Raw genomic sequence first — 13,897 nt, 5'->3', positions numbered from 1 at the left:
TTGTGGTGTGGGCTTCAGGCCCTGAGCAGATCCAGATACGCGGCGCGCCGGGTCGGGCTGAGCGCGAGCACCTCGCCTTCGCTCCAGCCATAGGCCTGGGCCAGGCTGTGCACCTGGCCCAGAAGACCCCGGGCGTGGTGGTGCACGTCGTCCCACAGCAGGCTCCCTGCGTCCAGCGAAGCCTGCGTCGTCTGGGCGCAGGCTTCGCAGGCCACGCTCAGCTGCAGGTCGGCCAGGGGGTCGGCGGCCTCGAGCTGTTCTTCCGCCTCGCTCAACACGTCGGCCAGCGCGGCGGGGCCGTCGGGGCGCGCCACGCAGCAGCGTTCCAGCAGGCGCAGCGCGGCGGCCTGCGCATCGGTTTCATGGGCCAGGGCCGCGAGATCGCGGCTGTGGGGCGCGCGGAACCGGAACCCTTGCAGCTCGACGTCCGCACGTTCGTCCTGCGCCGTGGCGTCGGCCAGCAGCGGGGCGATGTCCAGCGCGAGTTCCAGGTGTTCGCCGCAGTGTTCACAGTCCAGCTGAACTTCGACGCGTGCGCCGAACAGCGCAGCGCGCATGCGCAGCAGCCCGGTGTTGACCACGCCCAGCGGCAACTGCGCGAAGCGCTCGGGCGCCACGTCGGGCCGCGCCCAGGCGCAGAGCAGCAAGGCCCGGTCAATGGGGTGGCGGTCCTGGCCGCGTTCCCAGAGGTCGAGCAGCCCGGCCTCGTCGAGCGTGCGCATGGTGGTGGGCCTCAGGCCGGTTCGGTGAAGCGCGGTTCGGTCGGTTCGGTGACGTCGTAGTCACGCTCCCAGCCCTCGTTCTCCAGCTTGATCGACTGGATGGCCACCGCGTTGGCGTTGGCGTCCAGGTCGGGCAGCGCCTGGTATTCCGAGACCCAGCAACGGAACACCTTGTAGGCCAGGACGAGCTGGCCGGCCTCGTTGTAGACCTCGATGATCAGGTCCTTGCGGAAGTCCTGCAGCGAGACTTCGGCGCCCAGGCCGGAGCCGAAGTTCCAGACCTTGTTGGCCCAGCGCTCGAACTCCAGGTCGTGTGTCACGCCGCGCTCCAGGCTGATCGCCTCGAACTTGGTGCGCCCGGGCGACTTGCGCGTGACCGAGGGGTCGCCGCCCTCGCGGTGCTCGACCAGTTCGGTGCTGCGCTTGAGCGCGCCGACCTTGCTGATGCCCGCGACGTAGCGGCCATCCCACTTGACGCGGAATTTGAAGTTCTTGTAGGGGTCGAAACGCTGTGCATTGACGCTGAACTGAGCCATGACGGTTCTCCTTAGACTTCGACCTGACCGGCCATCTGCTGGATCTTGAGCACCACGAATTCGGCCGGTTTCAACGGCGCGAACCCGACCAGGATGTTCACGATGCCGAGGTTGATGTCGTTCTGCGTCGTGGTCTCGCGGTCGCACTTGACGAAGTAGGCCTCGCGCGGGCTGCGGCCCTGAAACGCGCCCTGGCGGAACAGGTTCTGCATGAAGGCGCCCACGTTGAGCCGGATCTGCGCCCACAGCGGTTCGTCGTTGGGTTCGAACACCACCCACTGGCTGCCGCGGTACAGGCTCTCTTCGAGGAACAGCGCGAAGCGCCGCACCGGCAGGTATTTCCACTCGGAGGCGAGCTGGTCGGCACCGGCCAGCGTGCGCGCGCCCCACACCAGGTTGCCCGTGACCGGGAAGCTGCGCAGGCAGTTCAGCCCCAGCGGGTTGAGCAGGCCGTTCTGGCCGTCGGTCATGGTGTAGCTGAAACCCTGCACACCGGAGAACGAGGCGTCCAGCCCCGCAGGGGCTTTCCAGATGCCGCGCTGCACATCGGTGCGCGCGATGATGCCCGCGACCGCACCGCAGGGCGCGAACTCGGCGAGGCGGTTTTCGCTCAGCGGATCGCCCATGCGCAGGCGCGGGAAGTACACCGCGGCATTGCGTGCGTCGTCGTTGCCCACCGTCGTGCGCAGGGCGTTCACACCGTCCTGCGCATCGCCGATCACAGTGGCGGCGTTGGCGGTCCAGTCGGCGGGGGCGTCGATGATCAGCATTGCGCGCCGGTCCTGGCAGTAGGTGGCGGCCAGGGCCCAGGTGTCGGGGGCAACGTCGGTCTCGTGCGTGAGCGGCGGCAGGCACAGCAGGTTGAACAGGTCGGCCGCCTCCAGCGCGTACATGCCTTCTCGGTTGGCGATCGCCGTGGCGTCGGTGGGCACGAGCTGGGTGTCGGTGATCGCCACGCCATCGGCGGTCGCAACGCCCACGGCCACCACGTTGGGCAGGGTCGGATCGGCCGGATCGTCCGGGCTGGCATCCGTCGGCGCGGAGGTGCGCACTCTCACCAGGGCCGACTGTTCGTTGAGCACGGTGTCGACGAAGCGCGGGCTCAACGGCGAGACCGAGACGTTGCGAAAGCTCTCCGCGGCCACCACCTGGCTGCCGCCCACCCGGTCGAGTTCTTCGACCGTGAGGTTGAAGAGCAGCGTGTCGGTGGTGTCGCGGGTGAGGTGATCGACCCGCGCCCGCAAGGCCTGGCCCCACAGGCCCGGGCTGGCGGCCTCCAGCACCAGGTTGCCGGCGCCCGCGGGCAGGGTAATGGTGGCGGTGTTGGTAGCGATGTTGCCGTTGAACACCCTCACGATCAGCGCGTCGGCGCCACCGTGTTGAAAGAAGTGGCTCACCGCGTAGCTCATGGTGCTGTCGCGCCAGAGGCCACCGAAGATGCGCGCGTACTCTGTAAAACTTTGTACCCGTACCGCCCGGTTGACCGGACCTCGCGACGACCGCCCGATGAAGGCCGTGATGGAAGTGGCGACGCCGGTGATGGTGCGCACACCACTGGGGACTTCTTCGACGTAAACCCCAGGATAAGTGAGGGCTGAAGGCATGGTGGACGCTCCTTGAAGGCTGTGTTGATTGGGGGCCCGGAGTGCGCCTCATGGCGCCTGGTGAAGCCAGCGGTGTGCTTCAGGTCCGAGAGGCTACGAACTTCATCGGCCGGATGTTGTGACACTTTGTGTCGCTCCATTCCCTGTCCAACCGTCGCAATCCGTGGGCTCAACGCTGGTGGTTCTGGTCCGCATTGCGCCACAGATCGGTGTAACCGACATACCTCAAACAGAGGACGAAACCGGATCGATGGGGCGCGAAAAAAGGCACGCAGGAAGAACGCCGTCGCCCTCTTTCCAGGCCTGGTGTCGCTGTCTGACGTGCAGCGTGGACGTGATCAGGCGGCGCTTCGCAGGCGATGCGCGCTGTCAGAGTCCGAGCCAGGGCAACAGGTTGCGCAGGCGCTTCTCGGTGCTGGTGTCAAAGCCCTGGATGCCGACGTTCTTGAGCACGTCGCGGCCCGGCTCGGTCTCGGGCAGCGCGCGCAGCGCCGACTGCATGGCCGCGATCTGTGCGGCGGTGAACGACTGGTTCGCAATGAGCGGGAAGTAGGGCTGCGACACGCTGGTGTGCAGGACGCGGTGATCGGTGTTGTTCAGGGCCTTGGCCACGCCCGAGTACGAGGCCACGCCCCCCACATCCCCGAACTTGTTGTTCAGGTAGAACGGCACCGCCCCTTGTTCGCGCACCCACTCGATGCGCTCCTTGCTCAGGTCAATGCCCTGGTCACGCAGCTCGGCACCGCAGAACTTCGCCATGTAGGACGCCGCATCGGGCAGCACGATGCGCTTGCCCTTGATGTCGGCCAGCGTCCGGTAAGGCGAGTCCTTGGGCACGATGAGCATGCAGTGTCCATCGGGTCGGGCTGACGCCACGTACTGGTAGCCGTGGTCGCGCATGCCCCGCGCGGGGTAGTCGCTCGGGCGTGCGATCGCCAGATCGAAGCGCTGGTTCTTGAGCCCGTCTTCAAGCGCCGCGAACTCCCGGATGAACACCACGTTGACTTTTTGGCCGATGCTCTGGCCGATGGCATCGGCCAGCCCCTGGTATTTGGCGATCACACGGGCGTGATCGGTACCGCCCGAAGAGCCTTCGCTGATGGCCAGCATGACGTCCCGCGACCACGCTGTTTCCAGGCCCATCTGCCATGCGAACCAAATAACAAGTAATTTCAGATATTTGCGCATTCAAATATTCCAGTCAACAAGTTGACGAATTCTAGGGACATCAAGGTCCGGGTGGGACCCCTGACAACATCGGCAACATCCGGGAGAACCCTCGGTCTCGCACGCCATGCGCGCGCATGTCCTTTGGCGGAGCGACGGGGCCTGTTTCGCCTAAGATCGCACGCACTTTCTGACACTGGAGATTTGTTCATGCCTTTGCAATTCGCCGACCGTCTCAACAACGTTGAGACCTCCGCCATCCGAGAACTCTTCAAGCTGCTGGGCAAGCCCGGCATCATCAGTTTCGCCGGGGGCTTTCCCGACAGCGCCATGTTCGACGTGGACGGCATCCGCGAAGCGGTCAACGCCGCGCTGACCGAAGAACCCGGCGGTGCCCTGCAATACGGTGCCACCGAGGGTTACAACCCGCTGCGCGAACAGCTCGCCGCCTTCATGACCAGCAAGGGCAACCAGGGCGTGAGCGCCAACGACCTCATCGTCACCACCGGCAGCCAGCAGGCGCTGGACCTGCTGGGCAAGACGCTCATCTCCCCCGGCGACAAGGTCATCGTCGAAGGCCCCACCTTCCTCGCCACCATCCAGTGCTTCCGCCTCTACGGCGCGCAGCTCATCACCGCGCCGGTGGACGGCAACGGCGTGAAGACCGATGAACTGGAAAAGTTGATCGAAGAACACAAGCCCAAATTCGTCTACCTCATTCCCACCTTCGGCAACCCCAGCGGCGCCATGCTCAGCCTGGAGCGGCGCAAGCGCGTGCTGGAAATGGCGGTGAAACACAACACGCTGATCGTGGAAGACGACCCGTACGGCGACCTCTACTTTGGCGAAGCGCCGCCGCCCAGCCTGCTCGCGCTCAGCGCCAGCGTGCCCGGCAGCCGCGAGCTGCTGGTGCACTGCGGTTCCTTGAGCAAGGTGCTGAGCCCCGGCCTGCGCGTGGGCTGGATGATTGGCCCCGCCGAGCTGCTGGCCAAGGCCACCATGTGCAAACAGTTCAGCGACGCCCACACCAGCACCTTCGCCCAGGCCACGGCCGCGCAGTACCTCAAAGCCGGCCGCATGCCCGCCACGCTCGCCAAGGTGCGCGCGGTGTACGCCGAACGCGCCACCGCCATGGGCAACGCCCTGCGCCGTGAACTGGGCGACGCCATCGAGTTCGTGCAACCCAAGGGTGGCCTGTTCGTCTGGGCCCGCCTCACCGGCGCGGGCGGCAAAGTGGCCGACGGTGGCGAGCTGGCCAAACGCGGAATTGAAAAAGGCGTGGCCTTCGTGCCCGGCGCGCCGTTCTACGCCTCCAACCCCGACCACGCCACCCTGCGCCTCTCCTTTGCCACGGTGGGGGTGGAGAAGATTGAGGAAGGCGTTGGGCGCTTGGGTTCGGCGGTTTGATCTGTTGACTCCCATTTCTTCAGCGCCCAAAACCCCAAGGCTCTGACCGGCCCCACGCCATGATCCGGCCCGAAACCCCCGCGGACGCGGCCGCCATCGCCGCCCTCACCACGGCTGCTTTCCTGAACGCGCCGCACACCAGCCACACCGAGGCCTTCATCGTCAACGCGTTGCGCGGCGCCGGTGCGCTGAGCGTGTCGCTGGTGGCGGAGCAGGGAGGCGAGCTGGTGGGGCATGTGGCGACCTCGCCGGTGACCATCGCCGATGGCACGCCGGGCTGGCACGGTTTGGGGCCGATTTCGGTGTTGCCGGTTTACCAAGGCCAGGGCATCGGGTCGGCGCTGATGCGGGCGGCACTGCAGGCGCTGCGCGAGCAGGGCGCGGTGGGCTGCATGCTGGTGGGCGAACCGGGCTACTACCGGCGCTTCGGCTTCCGCAACGAGGCGCAGCTGGTCTACCCGGACATTCCACCGGAATATTTCATGGTGCTGCCGTTCACCGACGCCCTGCCGCGAGGCACGGTGAGCTTCCACGAGGCGTTCAGCGCCACGTCCTGAATCTGATAACCGGAGCACAAGCATGGCCACCGTGATCGGCATCGACCACATCTACATCACCGTGTCGGACCTCGCGCGCTCGCAGGCGTTTTACGACGTGGTGTTCGCGCAAGTGCTGGGTTTTCGCCGCAACGAGTTCGTGATCGGCGGCGACCCGCATGTGCAGTACTACAACCGACAATTCGGCTACGTGTTGCGCCCAGCGCGTGTGGCGCAGGCGCACGAGCCGTATGCGCCCGGGCTGCACCACCTGTGCCTGCGGGTGGCGTCGGTTGACGATGTGCACGCGGTGGCTGCCGCACTGAACGCGGCCGGCATCGCCGCCACGCCGGCGGCCTTGCACGGCGACTACGCGCCCGACTACTGGGCCACCTTTTTCACCGACCCGGACGGCTTGCGCCTGGAGGTGACGAACTTCCGCCAGGAACGGCGTGAGCGCATGGAGCGCTGGGACGCACTAGGCGGCTGAGCAGGGCCCTGGCCCGTGAACGGCCCGCTTCAGTTCACGTTCTCGAACTGGTCGGCGTTCTTGCCCTTGAACGGCGCGTAGAAGACCTTGATGGCGGCCATGTCGGCGTCCACGTCGCCCGTCGGCTGGAACAGTGGGCCCAGGCCGCTGCGTTTGGTGGCGTAGTCCATGTAGGCCATCACGATGGGCACTTTGGCGCCCAGAGCGATGTAGTAGAAGCCGGTTTTCCAGTAGCGCGTCTTGCTGCGCGTGCCTTCGGGCGGCACGATGAGCTGCAGCGGGCCGTCGGCGGCGCGGATGGCGTCGGCCGAGGCTGCCACCAGGTTGCTGGACTGCGCGCGGTTCACCGGGATGCCGCCGAGCCAGCGCATCAGGCCGCCAAACGGGGCTTTGAAGATGCTCTGCTTGCCCATCCAGTAGATGTTGAGCCGCAGCGCAAACGCCACCATCAGGGTGTAGGGCAGGTCCCAGTTGCTGGTGTGGGGCGCGGCGATCAGCACGCTCTTGCGCGCCACCTCGGGCAGGCTGCCTTCGACGCGCCAGCCGGTGAGCTTGAGGTAGGCGATGGAGAGGCCACGCAGCAGGGTGTTGACGACCGGGGTGGTGAAGACGGTGCGGTGCATGGCGAGCGAGTATCGCTGATGACATCTGAGCGACGTGCGCTGGGCCGCCTCGCGCTACCATCGCCGCCACCTCATCTTGACGGAGATCAACGGATGCAAACCACCCTCGACGTGCAGGGCCTGAACGTGGTCGTGGAAGGCAGCGGCCCCACCGTGGTGATGCTGCATGGCTGGCCCGACACGCGAGCGCTGTGGGACGACAGCGTGGCGTCGCTGCGCGACGGCTACTGCTGTGTGCGTTTTTCGCTGCCGGGGTTCGACCTCTCCAAGCCACCGCGCCCGGTGTCGGTGAATGAGATGTGCGAGCTGGTGGGTGCGGTGGTGGACGAGGTGAGTCCGGGCGAGCCGGTGACGCTGTTGCTGCACGACTGGGGCTGCTTCTTCGGCTACGAATACGCCGCGCGCCACCCGCAGCGGGTGGCCCGGGTGGCGGCCGTGGACATTGGCGACACGAACTCGGGCGCCTACCTGAAGTCGCTCAAACCGAAGGAAAAGGCCCTGATCGCGGGCTACCAGCTCTGGCTGGCCCTGGCCTGGAAGTTGGGGCCCTGGCTGCCCTGGCTGGCCAACCGCATGACGCGTTTCATGGCGCGCAGCATAGGCTGCCGTACCGCGCCCGAGCGCATGGGCTGGCAGATGAACTACCCGTATGCGATGCAATGGTTCGGCGCCTTCGGTGGGCTGCGCGGCGTGGCGCGGGTCGACAGGGTGTTTGGCCCCGTCATTCCGACGCTGTTTTTCTTCGGCAAGCGCAAGTCCTTCATGTTCCATTCGGCGCGCTGGCTGGCCGCGCTGGCCACCACGCCGGGCAGTGCCGTGCACGGCATGGACACGGGGCATTGGGTGATGCGGCAAAAGCCGGTGCAGTTCCACGCCTGGCTGCGCGCCTGGCTCGACCAGCCCGCGCCGGCCAGGGACGAGGCCGCATGAAGCCCGAAGACCTGGAGCGTCTGCTCACGGTGGAAATGCCCTATGGCAAATACAAGGGTCGGCCCATCGCTGACCTGCCGGGCAACTACCTGAACTGGTTTGCGCGCGAGGGCTTCCCGCCGGGTGAGGTGGGCCGCCTGCTCGCGCTGATGCACGAGATCGACCACAACGGGCTCAGTGATCTGCTCACGCCGCTGCGGCGGCCGCGCTGAGCGGGCGCGCTCAGCCCAGTGCCAGCGCGGCGAGCACCCGGGCCGCGGCGTAGGCGTCGTTCGCCGCGTAGATCAGCTGGGCTTCGCTCAGGCGCGGGTTGGCCCAGTTGGAGGTGGCGGCTTTTTTGGACTTGATGAAGCGCTGGTTGAACAACACGGCCACCGCGCCTTTCACGCCCATGTCCTTGCGGTAGCCGCGCTGGCGAAACACCGCGTTGAGTTCCAGCACACCGGCGGGCTCCACCCGCAGCTTGGAGACGATGCGTTTGGTGTCGTCGCCCAGGCCGAAACCGGCTTTGGTGTGGGCTGCTTCGGCCAGCAGGCCGGCCACCCGATCGCGGCAGGCCGGGTCGGTCAACTGGAACACCCAGGCGTGCTGCAGCGTGGCGAGCTGCACGATGTGCGGCCCGTCGGACACTTGGTCTTTGAAGAAGGTGGGTTTGGATTCGGTGTCGAAGCCCCAGGCCGCGTGGTCGCGCAAGGCGGCGCAGGCTTCCACGGCCTGCGGACCGCTGTCCACCAGGGTGATGCGTTCCAGGCCCAGGCGGCCAAATTCGGGCAGCAGCGCGATCTCTTCTTTGCTGGGCGTGGGGCGGGTGGTTGGCATGGGCTCGGGGAAAGGCTGGCGTCCCGGGGCGGGATCGATAATCAGGGCATTGTGCAACGCGCTGCGTTGCCCCCTCGCCACCCCCATGACCTACTCCCTCCGACTCTACGTGTCCGACGACACCACGCCCGAGCAGCGCCGGGCGGCCGAACGGCTGTTCCGGCAGGCGCTCGAATCCGCTCTCGGTGACGCCGCCCTGGTGGCACCGGTGTACGCGGCCTACCAGGGCATCGTGGCCCAGCACGGCGAAACGCCCGACCCCGAAGCCCTCACCACCGACGAACGCATGGTGCTGGAGCACTGGCAACTGGCCGAGAGCGCCGCGCTGCAGGCCGTGTTCGGCCCACACCGGCACCTGGACGAGGGCGGCTACGAGATCGGCTTGCCCGCATAATCAGCCCCCCATTGCGCGTCCTCTCAGGGCGATCACCCTCTTTGAAGGACATCCCATGCGAAAAATCTACCCCCTGCGGCCCGAAGGCAAACACCCGGACCGCGTGCTCGACGCCGTCAAACACGACATCCGCAAATACATGAAGCGCGAGCGTCGCCGCGCACTGCCCGAGGGCGCCAGTTTCTGGGACTTTGATTGCCGCTTCGGCGCCGACAAGGACAGCGCGCAGACCGCGAACCCGGCCGAACTGATCGGCCTGCTCGACGCGCTGGCCCGCGCCGGTGGTGAACAGTGCTACGTGGAATTGCTCGCCAAGCCCGGCGTGCGCCAGCCGCGCCCGGTGGGCGAGCCGGCCAGCCCCGCCGAAGCCGCGCCCGAAGCCGACACGGCCGAGGACTGATGCTTACGGTTTGACGGGGGCCTGCGCGGCGGCCGCCGCCGCTGCGCGCAGCTTGTCTTTCTTGCTCGGGCGTTTGCCCTTGACGCCACCCGTGCCCGGCTCGGCCTGCGTGGCCACTTCGCTGGGCTCGAACCCGGCCACCTCTTCCAGCGGCAGGCTCATGCCCTGGCGCTTTTCGATCAAGCGCCAGTGGGGCAGGGTCGATGCGCTCACGAAACTCACCGCCAGCCCGCTTTCGCCCGCGCGGCCGGTGCGGCCGATGCGGTGCACATAGTCCACGGCGGAGCGCGGCAGGTCGTAGTTCACCACCACGGGCAGCTGCGCGATGTCGATGCCACGGGCGGCCAGGTCGGTGGTGACGACCACGTCCCAGCGCTTTTCCTTGAATTCGGTCAGCGCCTGTTTGCGTGCGCCCTGGCTCAGGCCGCCATGAAACGAGGTGGCGAACAGGTCGCCGTGGTGCAGCTTGGTGGCCACGCGATCGGCGCTGTACTGCGTGGCCACGAACACCAGCACGCGTTCCCAGCCGTTGTCCTTGATGAGCTGGCGCAGCAACTGGGTGCGCCGGCTCGCGTCGACCATGATCGCGCGCTGCAGCACCACGGCCTCTGCTTGCGCTGGCGTGGGCACGTCCACGCGCTGCGGGTCGCGCAGCAGGCCACCGGCCAGCGCCTGCACCGCGGGCGGGAAGGTGGCCGAGAAGAACAGGTTCTGGCGCTGTGCCGGCAGCAACGCGAGCACGCGCTGGAGCTCGTCGGCAAAACCCAGGTCGAGCAGGCGGTCGGCTTCGTCGAGCACCAACAGCTCCACCGCCGACAGGCGCAGGGCGTTGTGCTCCACCAGGTCGAGCAGGCGCCCGGGCGTGGCGACCACCACGTCGGCACCACCGCGCAGCGCCATGAGCTGCGGGTTGATGGACACGCCGCCGAACGCCACCGCCACCTTGGGCCGGTTCGGCAGGTGCTGCGCCAGGCTGCGCACGACCTCACCCACCTGGGCGGCCAGCTCGCGCGTGGGCACCAGCACCAGGGCGCGCACGCGCCGTGGCGTGTGCGCCGCGCCGGTCTGCAGGCGTTGCAGCAGGGGCAGGGCGAAGGCGGCGGTTTTCCCGGAGCCGGTCTGGGCCGTGGCCAGCAGATCGGCGCCGCCCAGCACCACGGGAATGGCTTCCAGCTGAATGGGGGTGGGGGTGGTGAAGCCGAGTTCGGCGGCGGCTTTGGCGAGGGATGGGGCAAGCCCGAGGGATGTGAATGGCATGGGTCGTCGGTTTTGCCCAGTTTAACGGGCGCCCCCCCGTGGCGGCCCGCGTTACGATCCGGGCCCATGAAAAGCAAGTTGTCTTCCTTGGGCGGCCTGGTGTATTCCACCGAAGCGGGTCGCATGTGCCCCGGTTGCCGCCAGCCGGTGGCGCAATGCACCTGCGGCCAGAAGCCGGTGCCGACGGGCGACGGCATCGTGCGCGTGTCGCGCGAAACCAAGGGCCGCGGCGGCAAGGCCGTGACGCTCGTCAAGGGTGTGGCGCTGGACGCTGCCGGCCTGACCGCGCTGGGCAAACAGCTCAAGGCCGCGTGTGGCACGGGCGGCACGGTGAAAGACGGCGTGATCGAAATCCAGGGCGACCACATCGAGCGCGTGATGGCGGCGCTGAAGGCGCAGGGCCATACCGTCAAACGCGCAGGGGGTTGATGTTTTGCCCACCCCTGCGGCGCTTTGCTCCGGCTAAAAGAGTTTCGCCCACCACAGCCGCAGGCGCATGCCGATCTCGCTGGTGTAGCCGACGCTGGCGCCGCGCAAGTGACCATCGGCATCCACCACCACGAATGCGGGCACGGCCTGAAAGCCCAGTGTTTGCGCCAGCGCACCACGCGCATCGATCGCGGTCGTCCAGGGCAGTTCACGTTGCGCCAGCACGCGGGCCACGGTTTCCGGGGCACCGGATCGCATGGCCACGGTGAGCACCGGCCAGTCGCGCGCCAGGCGGGTGACGCTGTGTTCCTCGGTGCGGCAGATCGGGCACCATTCGGCCCACACGTGCAGCGCCACCGGCTGCCCGGGGTGGGCGGCGCGCCAATCGGCGAGTGTGGTGTTGCTGCGGCTGCCGTCGGGGCGGAGCACGGTGAAGGCGAGTTCGGGCGCCGTACCAGACGGCACATGGCGTGTCTGCCAGGCCTGCACGCCGAAGACCACGGCCAATACCAGCAGCAGGGTGCCGAGGTGGCTTTTCCACTGCTGACGCAGTGATAGAAGACCTTGTCGCAGCACGTTCAGAGTTCGCCGATGGCGATCAGCGACAACAGGTCGGGCTGCATCAGTTCGTCGAGGGTGGGGTCGGGTGGGGCCCAGGGCTTGAGCAGCAGCACGGCCGCCAGGCCCAGCGCCAGCAACGTGCCGCTCCAGGCGATCGGGTGGTGGCGCCAGCCCGCCTGCAGGGCCGCCAGCGGGCCCGCGCGCAGGCTCTGGCCCTGCGCGGTTCGCATGCGCCACTGCGCCAGGGCCCGGGACTCCAGCGCCTCCAGGCCGTCGGCGGGGGTGTGGGCCAGGGTCTCGCGCAGGCGTTGGCGCAACCCGGGGTCGTCCGGCTGGGCAGGCGGTGGGGCGTGTGGGTGCGGGGTGTTCATGGAGCGGCTTCCTGCAACAGGCTTCTCAGGGCCATTTTGGCCCGGTACAGCAGTTGATGCGCGGCGTTGGCGTCGAGTTCCAGCGCACGTGCGATCTGCGGGACATCGGCATCGGCGTAAGCCCACATGGCCAGGGCCATGCGCTGGCGGGCGGGCAGCCGTGCCATGGCCGCCTGCAGCTGCGGAGCGGTCAGGGCCGGCAGGGGGTCGGCGTCGGCCCGCTGGGCCTGCTGCCACGCGTCGGAGAGCTCGACGAGCTGCTCGTGGTCGGCGCTGAGTTCGTGGCGCCGGGTCAGCCAGGTCTTGCAGCGGTTGATGACGATGGTGTTGAAGTAGGTGGCCAGCGTGGCGCCGTGGGCGTCGCTCGGGCGGCTGCCCCACAGGCGCAGGAAGGCTTCCTGCACCACGTCCTCGGCGTCTTCGTGCCGCGCCAGCATCTGCATCGCCAGGCCATGTGCCTGGGGCGTGAGCTGGTGCACCAGCCGCGTGGCGCTGGCGGCGTCGCCCGCGCAGGCGGCGTGCCACAGCGCCCAGCCGTCGGGGCGGCCGGACAAGCCGGGCGGCAGCAGCGCGCGGCCGACCCAGCGGCCCAATTGGGTGAGCGAGCCGCCGAAACTGGCCGCCGCCTGGGGGTCCTGCATGGGCCCGCTCACGGGGTTGACAGCTTTTCGCGCAAGGCCCTGCGCTCTTTGGGACTGAGCTTGTCCAGCATCTCGCGCCGCTGCCGCAACAGCTCGCGACGCTCGGCCGGCGTCATGGCCCGCACCTGTTCGCGGCGTTCGTCGGCGAAGCGGCGCCTTTCCTCGGGCGTGAGGGTCTGCCAGCGCTGGCGGGTCTGTTCGATCAGGGCCTGGCGTTCGCTGGGTGAGAGGGCCTCGAGCTGCTGGCGCAGCTGTTGGCGGAAGGCCTTGCGCTCTTCGGGCGAGGCGAGCTTGAGCTGGCGCTTGATCTCGGCCTGGCGCGCGGCCTGCTGCTGGGGCGTGAGGCGGGCCCAGCCCTGGGCGTCGGGTACCGCGACGGGGGCGGCCTGCACGGTGGCGCAGACCAGCAGCGCGCTGGCGGCGAACCAGCGGCACAGGCGCGAACGGAAGGGCGTTTTCATGGGGGGTGGGTGATCTGGCGGTATGGGTCTTTCCCGCTTGAACCCCGCTGCGGCCAGGTTCTTACGCGATACCCCGGGGTTTTACCCGGAATTGGCCGGGGCCGCGTAAGCCGGTCTCCGTGCGCAGGTTCAAGGGAGGCATGGGCCAGCCCGGCCCCTGTGATTCAACCTTCAAGGAAAACACCATGACCCCCTGGCTCACATCCTTCACCGCCGCCACCATCACCGCCGTTGGCCTGACCGTGTTCGCTGGCAGTGCCAGCGCGCAGGCGCCGGCCAGCCTGGCCGACAGACAGGAGCGGCGCGTGGACAACCGGCAGGAGCGGCAGGCCGATCGCATCGAGGACGGCGTGGCATCGGGCCAGATCACCCGCCGCGAGCAATTGCGCCTGGAGCGGCAGCAGCGGCACATCAAGCGCATGGAGCGCCGCGCCGAAGCCGATGGAAAAGTGACGGCCCGGGAGGCCGTGCGCATTGAAAAGGCCCAGGACCGCTCCAGCCGCAAGATCCGCCACGCCAGGCACGACCGCCAGCGGCGCGGCCAGTGAA

20 protein-coding genes are annotated in these 13,897 nt (G+C 68.0%); 9 read left to right on the top strand and 11 right to left on the bottom strand.

What is annotated here, in order from left to right; all coding sequences use genetic code 11:
- Window positions 1-14: 14 nt before the first annotated feature.
- The 4 genes from HTA01S_RS00350 to HTA01S_RS00335 all read right to left on the bottom strand — a co-directional run bounded on the left by HTA01S_RS00350 (window position 15) and on the right by HTA01S_RS00335 (window position 4,005).
- Window positions 15-722 carry a hypothetical protein gene (locus tag HTA01S_RS00350; protein ID WP_068166204.1) on the bottom strand — a complete coding sequence of 236 codons (708 nt, stop codon included), beginning with the start codon at window positions 720-722 and terminating at the stop codon, window positions 15-17.
- A gap of 11 nt (window positions 723-733) precedes the next feature.
- Complete coding sequence (locus tag HTA01S_RS00345; RefSeq protein ID WP_068166202.1) at window positions 734-1,258, bottom strand: phage tail protein; 525 nt, start codon at window positions 1,256-1,258, stop codon at window positions 734-736.
- Between the two features lie 11 nt (window positions 1,259-1,269).
- Window positions 1,270-2,862 carry a phage tail sheath family protein gene (locus HTA01S_RS00340; protein WP_068166200.1) on the bottom strand — a complete coding sequence of 531 codons (1,593 nt, stop codon included), beginning with the start codon at window positions 2,860-2,862 and terminating at the stop codon, window positions 1,270-1,272.
- A gap of 369 nt (window positions 2,863-3,231) precedes the next feature.
- Window positions 3,232-4,005 carry a phosphate/phosphite/phosphonate ABC transporter substrate-binding protein gene (locus tag HTA01S_RS00335; RefSeq protein ID WP_157571916.1) on the bottom strand — a complete coding sequence of 258 codons (774 nt, stop codon included), beginning with the start codon at window positions 4,003-4,005 and terminating at the stop codon, window positions 3,232-3,234.
- 240 nt (window positions 4,006-4,245) lie between these two features.
- Between HTA01S_RS00335 and HTA01S_RS00330 the strand changes: the two genes are divergently transcribed.
- Genes HTA01S_RS00330 through HTA01S_RS00320 form a run of 3 tightly spaced genes read left to right on the top strand, consistent with a single transcriptional unit; the run spans window position 4,246 to window position 6,462 of the window.
- Window positions 4,246-5,436: an aminotransferase-like domain-containing protein gene (locus HTA01S_RS00330; protein ID WP_174545172.1), complete on the top strand. Its 1,191-nt coding sequence runs from the start codon at window positions 4,246-4,248 to the stop codon at window positions 5,434-5,436.
- Window positions 5,437-5,495: 59 nt separating this feature from the next.
- Window positions 5,496-5,993 (top strand): GNAT family N-acetyltransferase, encoded by a 498-nt coding sequence (locus HTA01S_RS00325; protein WP_068166193.1) that lies wholly within the window; start codon window positions 5,496-5,498, stop codon window positions 5,991-5,993.
- 22 nt (window positions 5,994-6,015) lie between these two features.
- Entirely contained in the window at window positions 6,016-6,462 is a 447-nt protein-coding gene (locus HTA01S_RS00320) for a VOC family protein (protein WP_068166189.1), read from the top strand.
- A gap of 29 nt (window positions 6,463-6,491) precedes the next feature.
- On the opposite strand, the gene HTA01S_RS00315 is transcribed toward HTA01S_RS00320, so the two are convergent.
- Window positions 6,492-7,085, bottom strand: a complete 594-nt coding sequence (locus HTA01S_RS00315) for a lysophospholipid acyltransferase family protein (protein ID WP_068166187.1) — start codon at window positions 7,083-7,085, stop codon at window positions 6,492-6,494.
- A 93-nt stretch (window positions 7,086-7,178) separates the two neighbouring features.
- On the opposite strand from HTA01S_RS00315, the gene HTA01S_RS00310 reads away from it, so the two are divergent.
- Window positions 7,179-8,015, top strand: a complete 837-nt coding sequence (locus HTA01S_RS00310; RefSeq protein WP_068166185.1) for an alpha/beta fold hydrolase — start codon at window positions 7,179-7,181, stop codon at window positions 8,013-8,015.
- On the top strand, window positions 8,012-8,227 hold the full coding sequence (locus HTA01S_RS00305) for a DUF3820 family protein (RefSeq protein WP_068166182.1): 216 nt from the start codon (window positions 8,012-8,014) through the stop codon (window positions 8,225-8,227). Before HTA01S_RS00310 ends, HTA01S_RS00305 begins: the two co-directional genes overlap by 4 nt.
- Before the next feature lie 10 nt (window positions 8,228-8,237).
- On the opposite strand, the gene HTA01S_RS00300 is transcribed toward HTA01S_RS00305, so the two are convergent.
- A complete protein-coding gene (locus HTA01S_RS00300; protein ID WP_068167082.1) occupies window positions 8,238-8,834 on the bottom strand; it encodes a 3'-5' exonuclease family protein in 597 nt (198 codons plus the stop codon).
- 85 nt (window positions 8,835-8,919) lie between these two features.
- Here HTA01S_RS00300 and HTA01S_RS00295 point away from each other — a divergent pair, with 85 nt between their 5' ends.
- Together HTA01S_RS00295 and HTA01S_RS00290 are read left to right on the top strand one after the other, a co-directional pair.
- Window positions 8,920-9,228, top strand: coding sequence for a hypothetical protein (locus HTA01S_RS00295; RefSeq protein WP_068166178.1), 309 nt, complete (start codon window positions 8,920-8,922; stop codon window positions 9,226-9,228).
- Between the two features lie 55 nt (window positions 9,229-9,283).
- Complete coding sequence (locus HTA01S_RS00290) at window positions 9,284-9,628, top strand: DUF6172 family protein (protein ID WP_068166176.1); 345 nt, start codon at window positions 9,284-9,286, stop codon at window positions 9,626-9,628.
- A gap of 3 nt (window positions 9,629-9,631) precedes the next feature.
- Here HTA01S_RS00290 and HTA01S_RS00285 read toward each other — a convergent pair whose 3' ends face one another.
- The gene (locus tag HTA01S_RS00285) at window positions 9,632-10,885 is read right to left on the bottom strand and encodes a DEAD/DEAH box helicase (protein ID WP_068166173.1); all 1,254 of its coding nucleotides are present in this window, start codon (window positions 10,883-10,885) and stop codon (window positions 9,632-9,634) included.
- Between the two features lie 66 nt (window positions 10,886-10,951).
- On the opposite strand from HTA01S_RS00285, the gene HTA01S_RS00280 reads away from it, so the two are divergent.
- Window positions 10,952-11,314: a translation initiation factor Sui1 gene (locus tag HTA01S_RS00280; protein WP_068166171.1), complete on the top strand. Its 363-nt coding sequence runs from the start codon at window positions 10,952-10,954 to the stop codon at window positions 11,312-11,314.
- Window positions 11,315-11,347: 33 nt separating this feature from the next.
- On the opposite strand, the gene HTA01S_RS00275 is transcribed toward HTA01S_RS00280, so the two are convergent.
- From HTA01S_RS00275 to HTA01S_RS00260, 4 genes are read right to left on the bottom strand one after another with little or no spacing between them, the layout of a single operon-like run.
- On the bottom strand, window positions 11,348-11,890 hold the full coding sequence (locus HTA01S_RS00275; RefSeq protein ID WP_068166168.1) for a redoxin family protein: 543 nt from the start codon (window positions 11,888-11,890) through the stop codon (window positions 11,348-11,350).
- Between the two features lie 2 nt (window positions 11,891-11,892).
- On the bottom strand, window positions 11,893-12,246 hold the full coding sequence (locus HTA01S_RS00270; protein WP_068166166.1) for a hypothetical protein: 354 nt from the start codon (window positions 12,244-12,246) through the stop codon (window positions 11,893-11,895).
- Window positions 12,243-12,887, bottom strand: a complete 645-nt coding sequence (locus tag HTA01S_RS00265) for an RNA polymerase sigma factor (protein WP_068166164.1) — start codon at window positions 12,885-12,887, stop codon at window positions 12,243-12,245. The genes HTA01S_RS00270 and HTA01S_RS00265 overlap by 4 nt, the downstream gene beginning before the upstream one ends.
- 8 nt (window positions 12,888-12,895) lie before the next feature.
- A complete protein-coding gene (locus HTA01S_RS00260) occupies window positions 12,896-13,348 on the bottom strand; it encodes a DUF3106 domain-containing protein (protein ID WP_068166137.1) in 453 nt (150 codons plus the stop codon).
- A gap of 185 nt (window positions 13,349-13,533) precedes the next feature.
- Here HTA01S_RS00260 and HTA01S_RS00255 point away from each other — a divergent pair, with 185 nt between their 5' ends.
- Complete coding sequence (locus HTA01S_RS00255; protein ID WP_068167081.1) at window positions 13,534-13,896, top strand: hypothetical protein; 363 nt, start codon at window positions 13,534-13,536, stop codon at window positions 13,894-13,896.
- The last annotated feature ends 1 nt before the right edge of the window (window position 13,897 follow it).

It is taken from the genome of Hydrogenophaga taeniospiralis CCUG 15921 (genome assembly GCF_001592305.1).
Lineage (GTDB): Bacteria > Pseudomonadota > Gammaproteobacteria > Burkholderiales > Burkholderiaceae_C > Hydrogenophaga > Hydrogenophaga taeniospiralis.
This window is presented reverse-complemented; position numbering and strand designations above follow the sequence as displayed.

Excerpts from the sequence above, each read along its gene's own strand:
- HTA01S_RS00255 (WP_068167081.1), top strand. The coding sequence starts at position 13,534 with ATGACCCCCTGGCTCACATCCTTCACCGCCGCCACCATCACCGCCGTT.
- HTA01S_RS00300 (WP_068167082.1), bottom strand. The coding sequence starts at position 8,834 with ATGCCAACCACCCGCCCCACGCCCAGCAAAGAAGAGATCGCGCTGCTG.
- HTA01S_RS00350 (WP_068166204.1), bottom strand. The coding sequence starts at position 722 with ATGCGCACGCTCGACGAGGCCGGGCTGCTCGACCTCTGGGAACGCGGC.
- HTA01S_RS00320 (WP_068166189.1), top strand. The coding sequence starts at position 6,016 with ATGGCCACCGTGATCGGCATCGACCACATCTACATCACCGTGTCGGAC.
- HTA01S_RS00325 (WP_068166193.1), top strand. The coding sequence starts at position 5,496 with ATGATCCGGCCCGAAACCCCCGCGGACGCGGCCGCCATCGCCGCCCTC.
- HTA01S_RS00280 (WP_068166171.1), top strand. The coding sequence starts at position 10,952 with ATGAAAAGCAAGTTGTCTTCCTTGGGCGGCCTGGTGTATTCCACCGAA.
- HTA01S_RS00315 (WP_068166187.1), bottom strand. The coding sequence starts at position 7,085 with ATGCACCGCACCGTCTTCACCACCCCGGTCGTCAACACCCTGCTGCGT.
- HTA01S_RS00345 (WP_068166202.1), bottom strand. The coding sequence starts at position 1,258 with ATGGCTCAGTTCAGCGTCAATGCACAGCGTTTCGACCCCTACAAGAAC.
- HTA01S_RS00295 (WP_068166178.1), top strand. The coding sequence starts at position 8,920 with ATGACCTACTCCCTCCGACTCTACGTGTCCGACGACACCACGCCCGAG.
- HTA01S_RS00260 (WP_068166137.1), bottom strand. The coding sequence starts at position 13,348 with ATGAAAACGCCCTTCCGTTCGCGCCTGTGCCGCTGGTTCGCCGCCAGC.
- HTA01S_RS00285 (WP_068166173.1), bottom strand. The coding sequence starts at position 10,885 with ATGCCATTCACATCCCTCGGGCTTGCCCCATCCCTCGCCAAAGCCGCC.
- HTA01S_RS00265 (WP_068166164.1), bottom strand. The coding sequence starts at position 12,887 with ATGCAGGACCCCCAGGCGGCGGCCAGTTTCGGCGGCTCGCTCACCCAA.
- HTA01S_RS00310 (WP_068166185.1), top strand. The coding sequence starts at position 7,179 with ATGCAAACCACCCTCGACGTGCAGGGCCTGAACGTGGTCGTGGAAGGC.
- HTA01S_RS00270 (WP_068166166.1), bottom strand. The coding sequence starts at position 12,246 with ATGAACACCCCGCACCCACACGCCCCACCGCCTGCCCAGCCGGACGAC.
- HTA01S_RS00340 (WP_068166200.1), bottom strand. The coding sequence starts at position 2,862 with ATGCCTTCAGCCCTCACTTATCCTGGGGTTTACGTCGAAGAAGTCCCC.
- HTA01S_RS00335 (WP_157571916.1), bottom strand. The coding sequence starts at position 4,005 with ATGGGCCTGGAAACAGCGTGGTCGCGGGACGTCATGCTGGCCATCAGC.
- HTA01S_RS00290 (WP_068166176.1), top strand. The coding sequence starts at position 9,284 with ATGCGAAAAATCTACCCCCTGCGGCCCGAAGGCAAACACCCGGACCGC.
- HTA01S_RS00305 (WP_068166182.1), top strand. The coding sequence starts at position 8,012 with ATGAAGCCCGAAGACCTGGAGCGTCTGCTCACGGTGGAAATGCCCTAT.